We start from the raw sequence: 7,211 nt of genomic DNA on the forward strand, positions 1-7,211 counted from the left end.
ACACAGATCCAAGGACGCATTCCTAAACGGAAAGACAGTTCCCACTGACGACCGAGGTAGCAGAAGACACCTAGTAAGAAGTGGAAAATGACTAACTGGTAGGGACCACCGTTGTATAACCACTCATCTAAGGAAGCTGCTTCCCAGATGGGGTAGAAGTGGAGTCCAATCGCGTTGGAGGAAGGAACGACCGCACCAGAGATGATGTTGTTTCCGTAGAGTAGAGAACCAGCTACAGGCTCGCGGATACCGTCGATATCTACAGGAGGAGCGGCGATAAAGGCGATGATGAAGCAGGTGGTGGCGGTGAGCAGGGTGGGGATCATGATCACACCGAACCAGCCGACATAAAGACGGTTGTTGGTGCTGGTGATCCACTGACAGAACTGCTCCCACAGGGAAGCGCTCTCGCGCTGTTGTAAGGTGGTGGTCATTGGTTTATGATTCCTATTAAGTTATCGAGGTACGATTGATGATGTCTCTATCTTAGAGAGTTTGTATCGGTTTGTAAAGGGGTTTGACATTCAGTATTACTTGTCGGGGTGATAAGGTGGGCTTATATATCTCAGTTTTCGGCTTGAAGTCCCAATTATCGGAACTTCCACTATCTATATCTACTACAATAGCCAAAAACCCTTGTCCATCAATGGATATACCCGTTAACATCTCTTGATGTATCCATGTTTGTTGTAGGATTTATTAATGGGCAGGAATGGAGCCTATTTGCTAAAATGCTAGTCATGTATGTAGAAAAAGTTTCTAACCGTTCTTTTCTTTTTATTTATGTTAGCTTATTATGTGGAATGGCATTTAAAACAGTCCTTAGCTGCTTTATTCTTTGAAGATGAAGAAATTGATAATAGTTCCCTGAATGTGATTAAAATGAGTCGCAGTCAATCGGTGCAATCTAAAGAGAGAAAAACACAGAATCAAGACAACCTCCCTGTGCATAGTTTTCGGACTTTATTGAAGGACTTGGAGACGATTTGCTTGAATAGGGTAGAACGTATGATTAGAGAGGGAAGTTATCGTTTTTCTAAGATAACTCGACCGATTTCTCTGCAACAGAAAGCGTTAGATTTATTAGGGGTTTCCTTAATTTGTAGCCAGTAACGAGCGGCACAAATTCTCTTAATCCCTCCCACAGCACAGGTTATGGTCTTTTGTCAAAGGGGAAGTCTAGATCTTTAACAAATCTAATTTCACCGAAAGATTAATTTAACCTTGATCTGTCGCCTTGCGGGGATTGATTTCTTAACCTTTTAATAAATTGATTTTTTCCCCGGTCAGGCTAGAATCAGTAGGATTAGCATCCAAGATAATCAGGGTAACTTTGGTTAATCTGGGGCAGTCTAGCGTAAAAAAACGCCCAAAATAGTCAAATTTAGGCTTAAGTGGCTTCTTACTAACTGTTTAATCTATTATTTAGGTATTAGACTCTATGGCTAAAGCTCCTAGCGTAACTTCCGAAATCGATCTTAAAGATTCGCAATATTACTTTAACCGAGAATTAAGCTGGTTAGAATTTAATCATCGCGTGCTTTATGAGGCACTTGATCCTCGGACTCCCCTACTAGAAAGATTAAAATTTACCGCCATTTTTTGTGCCAATCTCGACGAATTTTTTATGGTACGGGTGGCAGTTCTTAAACAACAGGTAGAAGCAAATGTAGCCGTTTTAAGTGCCGATGGCAGGACTGCCTTGGAACAGCTAACCGAGATAAGTAAACGTCTGCGTCCCCTTGTGCAACAGCAGGATCATCTTTTTGAACACACCCTGAAAAACCTATTAGTAGAACAGGGAATTCATCTGATTAACTATGTAGATTTACATCAAGAACAGCGCAATTATCTCCATGATTACTTTGAACAAAATATTTTCCCCGTTTTAACTCCCCTGGCGGTGGATCCTAGTCATCCTTTTCCCTATATTTCTAATCTTAGTCTCAATTTAGCCGTAGTCGTCCGCGATCCCGAGACCGATAAAGAACTGTTTGCCAGGGTAAAAGTACCGCAGGTTTTCCCCCGTTTTCTGGCATTATCCAAAGAATTACGCCACCAAGACGGAAAAGCTTCGATTTGGACGGGAGTGCCTCTGGAACAGGTGGTAATGCACAATTTAGAGGCACTTTTCCCCGGCATGATCATTCAAGAATGTTATCCTTTTCGGGTGACGCGCAACGCCGATATCTCCGTCGAAGAAGATGAGGCCGATGATTTATTATTAGCGATCGAGGAAGAAGTACGCAAGCGCCGCATCGGTAAATCGGCAGTACGTCTGGAAATTCACAGTTCTACCCCTAGCAATATTAAAAACCGGATCATGCGCGATCTCGGACTTGAGGAGATCGATGTTTACGATGTGGATGGACTGCTGGGACACAAAGATTTATTTTATTTTCTGTCTTTACCCTGTCCCGAACTGAAAGATCCGCCTTGGAATCCTGTCACCCCACCGGTTTTACAGGGATTGCGAGAAATAGTTGACGGTAACGAAGACGGGATCCTAGAACAGGATGGCGAAGATATTTTTACTTTAATTCGCAATAACGATATTCTCGTTCATCACCCTTACCATTCCTTTAGTGCCTCAGTACAACAGTTTATCGCCCAGGCTGCCCATGATGCCCATGTTTTAGCGATTAAAATGACCTTGTATCGTACTTCCGGAGATTCCCCGATTGTCAATTCCCTGATTGCAGCGGCGGAAAATGGTAAACAGGTAGCGGCGTTAGTGGAACTAAAAGCACGCTTTGATGAGGAAAATAACATTACTTGGGCGAAAAAGCTCGAACAAGCCGGAGTTCACGTTGTTTATGGCTTAGTTGGTCTAAAAACCCACACGAAAGTGGTTCTCGTGGTCAGAAAAGAAGGGGATAAAATCCGTCGTTATTTCCATATTGGCACGGGTAATTATAACCCAAAAACGGCTAAATTATACACTGATTTGGGTTTACTTAGCTGTCGCGAGGATTTGGGGGCAGATATCACCGATTTATTTAACTTTCTGACCGGATACTCCCGTCAGCAATCCTATCGCAAACTTTTAATTGCTCCCGTGAGTTTGCGAAAACGGATGTTAGCAATGATCGATCGCGAGGCCAAAAACTGTAAAAATGGCGGTACGGGGCGCATTGTCGCAAAAATGAACTCTATTGTCGATAAACCGATTATAGAAGCCTTATACGCCGCTTCTCGTGCTGGCGTGCAGATTGACTTAATTATTCGTGGGATCTGTTGTTTACGGCCCGGATTGCCGGAAGTGAGCGAAAATATCCGAGTAATTAGCATTATCGGCCGCTTTTTGGAACATTCCCGCATTTTTTACTTCTACAATGGTGGTCAGGAGGAGGTTTATATTGGTAGCGCCGATTGGATGACGCGGAACCTGACTCGTCGCGTGGAAGCAGTGACACCCATCGCTGAACCAGCGATCGCCAAGGAACTGGAAGAAATTCTCGGCATTATGTTGTCAGATAACCGGCAAGCATGGGAATTACAATCCGACGGCAGTTATATTCAGCGTCGTGCTGCCAACCAGGGACAGGAAAGCAGTACCCATGTAATTTTGATGGAAAAAGCCCTTAAATCTGCGGGTGTTAGTCAATAGGAACAGTTATCAGTTATCAGTTATCAGTTATCAGTATTCTCTCGTTGACCCCCTCGGATGCCCTTCTACTTCTGGAGTTCGGGGCTTGATAATCTGACTTATTGAGAATAATTTTTATTTGTCGGAGATAATTTAACCCCCCCTCAGAAAATGGGGTGTAGAATGGTGTCAGGGCAATACTTTCATTTATTTCACGGGAACTATTTGTTAGGATCGAAAAATCTTTACGTTCAGCTACAACCATGAGCGCTCTTGTCAAACCCTCTAGCCTGATTCCCAAAGGATTGCGGGTACAACAGATTAATAATCTCACCCTATTCAAATTTACAGATGAACTGGGCGATCGGATGCAGACGCTTCTTGACAAGAAAAAAGCTGATGATCTCACCCCAGAGGAAGTCCTTGAGCTAGAAGCGATTGGCGAACTCGACCAAATTTTCAGCTACATCAACGCTGTCATTGCCGCCAGAGTAAATGGTCATTCCTAAATCGCTCCACCATATTGTTCGACAACGCGCTAGGTTCCAGTGTGAATACTGTCACTATCCCGAACTCCTCAGTGATGCTCTAACCCTGTTTTTACATTGGCGCAAGTCATGCTATATTATGGGCTGTGGCTCTTCGTTACTTGGCATGATTCGATCAGGAGGCATAAATTGAAGCAATGTCTTTCTGTGTAATGGTTTTATCCTTTATAACCCCCCTCCATTGCATAACACAAACCGAAGAGCCTAAACTGCTAAAAGCTGAACTTTTTCTGGATCGGCTAGAAGAAATCACAGACCAAGCTTCTGACGGTATTCAGAAAGCCAAGCTTTAAACCGTTCGCAGTACCCAAATCAAACTATCTCTTTCATTTAATCAACTCAAACTACTGGAGAGGCTCATGGTTGAAACTACAACAAAACTCAAAAAGTTTACGATTTTACATTCCAATGATATGCACGGCGACTTTTTAGCGGAGGCTAAAACTGGACAAGGTGGTTTGATCGGCGGGTTATCATTGCTTTCTGGTTATATCAATCAAGTGCGTCAAACGGAAAAAAATACACTTTATGTTATTTCAGGTGATATGCTTCAAGGTTCGATGATTGATACCGAATTTAAAGGCTTATCAACCATGGAAATCATGAATTACCTAGCACCTAATGTAGTGACTTTAGGAAACCACGAATTAGACTATGGCTTTCCTCATTTGCTCTTCTTAGAAAAAATGGCAAACTTTCCTATTGTTAATGCCAACTTGTACATTAAAAAGTACGGTAAAAGGTTGATGAACCCCTATATCATCCTCAATGTAGATGGATTTGATGTTATGTTCATTGGTATTGTCACCGAAGAGGTTCTTAGTGCCTTAAAGCTGGACAAAAGCATTGGTACATTTGTTGGACTAGAAGATGCAGCGGCTGAAGTTGGTAAGATCTGTAATACCTACAAAAATGAAGATATTGATTTGACAATTCTCCTAACTCACATTGGTTTTGAAGAGGATCAAAAGTTAGCGGCTATGTTAGACCCTGAGTGGGGGGTGGACATGATCATTGGTGGACATTCTCATACACTTTTAGAACAGCCTGCCCAAGTAAACAACATTTTAATCACCCAGGCCGCCGTTGGGACTGATCAGATCGGACGTTTCGATATTACAGTAGACGACGATACGAACAGCATTGTCGAATGGAAATGGGAACTTATTCCTATTAATGATCAGGTAGCTAGTCCTGACGTAGATTTGCAAAATTTTATCAATACCTACAAAGAACAAGTAGATCGCAAGTACAATCGTATTGTTAGCCGTTTAAATCGTCAATTGACTCATCCCGTGCGCGAACAAGAAACTGAGTTAGGTAATTTAATCGCTGATATCTTCTTAGAAATAGATACGATTGATGTCGTGCTTGTCGGTAGTGGTTCCATACGAGGTAAAGAATTAGGGCCTGTGGTCACTCTTGAAGATCTTAAGAAGGTTTATCCGTATGATGGTTCTCTTTATAAAATTAAAGTTACTGGAGCGCAACTGACAAAGGTATTTACCCATTTTCTGCGCCCAGAAAACAGAAAGCCTGGGGAAAGTCAATGTTATCAAATCAGCAAAGGTGTTCGAGTAGTTTATAACAATACTAAGAAAGCAATTGAATCTTTCAGTATTAATGAACAACCTGTAGAGGCTGATCGTTTATATGTAATCTGCGTGCAAGATTATCATTATCAAAATTCGCTGAAGAGTTTGAATCTCACGCCTGAAGAAATAGCTAACGCTAAAGTTGTTACTACTTCAAGCCAAGGTGTTCTTGAAGAATATTTAAGTACTCATCAACTCCTTGACGGTCAGGTGGAAGGACGCTGGACTTTTGTTAACTAGAGTTTATGACTCTACCCAATTCGTGAAGCGTCTGAATGGAAACTTAGGCACGATTAGCAAATCCAACAATGTTTGAAACTTGCTTCCAATTTGTGAAGCACCTGAATGGGAACGATGTGTAGGGTTAATTCATGAATTAACCCTACAATTTTTTTACTTCCAGTTCATGAAGCGTCTGGTACTAAATTCGCTTATTAAAGACTGATTATCTATTCCCATTTTGCCGTTCGGCTATCCTGATATGTAGCCTATAATCAACGGATTTAGTCTCAGTTATCAGTTATCAGTTATCAGTTATCAGTGGGTAAGTAATCAGTGATCAGATGTGATACTAAATCTGGTTATTAAAAACTGATTATCTATTGCTCCTTTTGCCTATTGCCTATTGCCTCTCCTGATATGTAGCCTATACTCAACGGATTTAGTATGACTAACTGGTTGAGAGGTTAAACAGTCTCAAAAGCTGAGAGCAAGCATCTTGATCTGTATTTTCTCAACCAGTCAAATCAAGCAAAAATCCTAATAATAATTACCGACTTTGCGATGGTGAACGGCCGTTAAACTATCAGGTTTAGAAACGCGACCATCGGCGACTTTATTGTAAACAATCCAGTGGTCAGCACATTCCATGCGACTAACTACCTCACATTCTAAATAAGCGTGGGCATCGGCTAAAATTGGGGAACCATTATTAGCAGTACGAGTATCGACTCCTGCAAAACGATCTTCCCCAGGCCCGAAACGTTTTAAAAAGTGTTTCATCAGGGTTTGATAATTGCCTTCTTCCAGAATATTTAAAACGAATTGATCCCCCACTTGCATTAAAGACTCGATCGCCCGATCTTTGGCCACAGCAACGGTAAAACCGGGGGGATCAAAACTTGCTTGAGTCACCCAAGAAGCGACCATTGCACCGCTTCTGTCTCCTTTCTTGGTGGTAATAATATATAAGCCACCACTAATGCGTCCGATGGCTTTATCGAGGTCAGTATCGAGGGATTTTCTTTGTTTAACTTTTACCTCTTGGGTTAATAGTTGTCCCATATCTGTTCCTGCTTCTTCACAGCGTTGATAGAGACTCTCGTTAGGAGTTTCTGTGCTACGAATGGGATCAAAAGCTTTGGTTAAACCAACTTCACGAAACTTATTAAATAGAGGTAAAATTGATTCATCATCACCCCCTTGAGATTCAAACATTCCGATATATTGTTTGGGGTTAACCGAGGCGAGAATTGTGCC

General features: G+C 41.9%; 5 protein-coding genes and 1 pseudogene. 4 read left to right on the forward strand and 2 right to left on the reverse strand.

What is annotated here, in order from left to right; all coding sequences use genetic code 11:
* A partial coding sequence (locus tag PX484_RS17070; RefSeq protein WP_472399935.1) for a photosynthetic reaction center family protein occupies positions 1 to 434 on the reverse strand: 434 nt, incomplete at its 3' end.
* Positions 435 to 774: 340 nt separating this feature from the next.
* On the opposite strand from PX484_RS17070, the pseudogene PX484_RS17075 reads away from it, so the two are divergent.
* From PX484_RS17075 to PX484_RS17090, 4 genes and pseudogenes are all read left to right on the forward strand, one after another.
* Positions 775 to 1,113 (forward strand): annotated as a pseudogene (locus PX484_RS17075) (IS1634 family transposase); the annotation flags it as partial.
* Positions 1,114 to 1,441: 328 nt separating this feature from the next.
* Positions 1,442 to 3,610, forward strand: a complete 2,169-nt coding sequence (gene ppk1, locus PX484_RS17080; RefSeq protein WP_002801354.1) for a polyphosphate kinase 1 — start codon at positions 1,442 to 1,444, stop codon at positions 3,608 to 3,610.
* A 242-nt stretch (positions 3,611 to 3,852) separates the two neighbouring features.
* On the forward strand, positions 3,853 to 4,098 hold the full coding sequence (locus PX484_RS17085; protein ID WP_002772702.1) for a hypothetical protein: 246 nt from the start codon (positions 3,853 to 3,855) through the stop codon (positions 4,096 to 4,098).
* A gap of 398 nt (positions 4,099 to 4,496) precedes the next feature.
* Positions 4,497 to 5,972 carry a bifunctional metallophosphatase/5'-nucleotidase gene (locus tag PX484_RS17090; protein ID WP_002762888.1) on the forward strand — a complete coding sequence of 492 codons (1,476 nt, stop codon included), beginning with the start codon at positions 4,497 to 4,499 and terminating at the stop codon, positions 5,970 to 5,972.
* A 519-nt stretch (positions 5,973 to 6,491) separates the two neighbouring features.
* On the opposite strand, the gene PX484_RS17095 is transcribed toward PX484_RS17090, so the two are convergent.
* Positions 6,492 to 7,211, reverse strand: a 720-nt coding sequence (locus PX484_RS17095) for a flavin reductase family protein (RefSeq protein ID WP_288104886.1), incomplete at its 5' end; no start/stop codon positions are given.

It is taken from the genome of Microcystis sp. M49636_WE2 (assembly GCF_030065375.1).
Taxonomy (GTDB): domain Bacteria; phylum Cyanobacteriota; class Cyanobacteriia; order Cyanobacteriales; family Microcystaceae; genus Microcystis; species Microcystis aeruginosa_C.

Coding starts and splice junctions, on each gene's coding strand:
- ppk1 (WP_002801354.1), top strand. CDS start 1,442: ATGGCTAAAGCTCCTAGCGTAACTTCCGAAATCGATCTTAAAGATTCG.
- PX484_RS17085 (WP_002772702.1), top strand. CDS start 3,853: ATGAGCGCTCTTGTCAAACCCTCTAGCCTGATTCCCAAAGGATTGCGG.
- PX484_RS17090 (WP_002762888.1), top strand. CDS start 4,497: ATGGTTGAAACTACAACAAAACTCAAAAAGTTTACGATTTTACATTCC.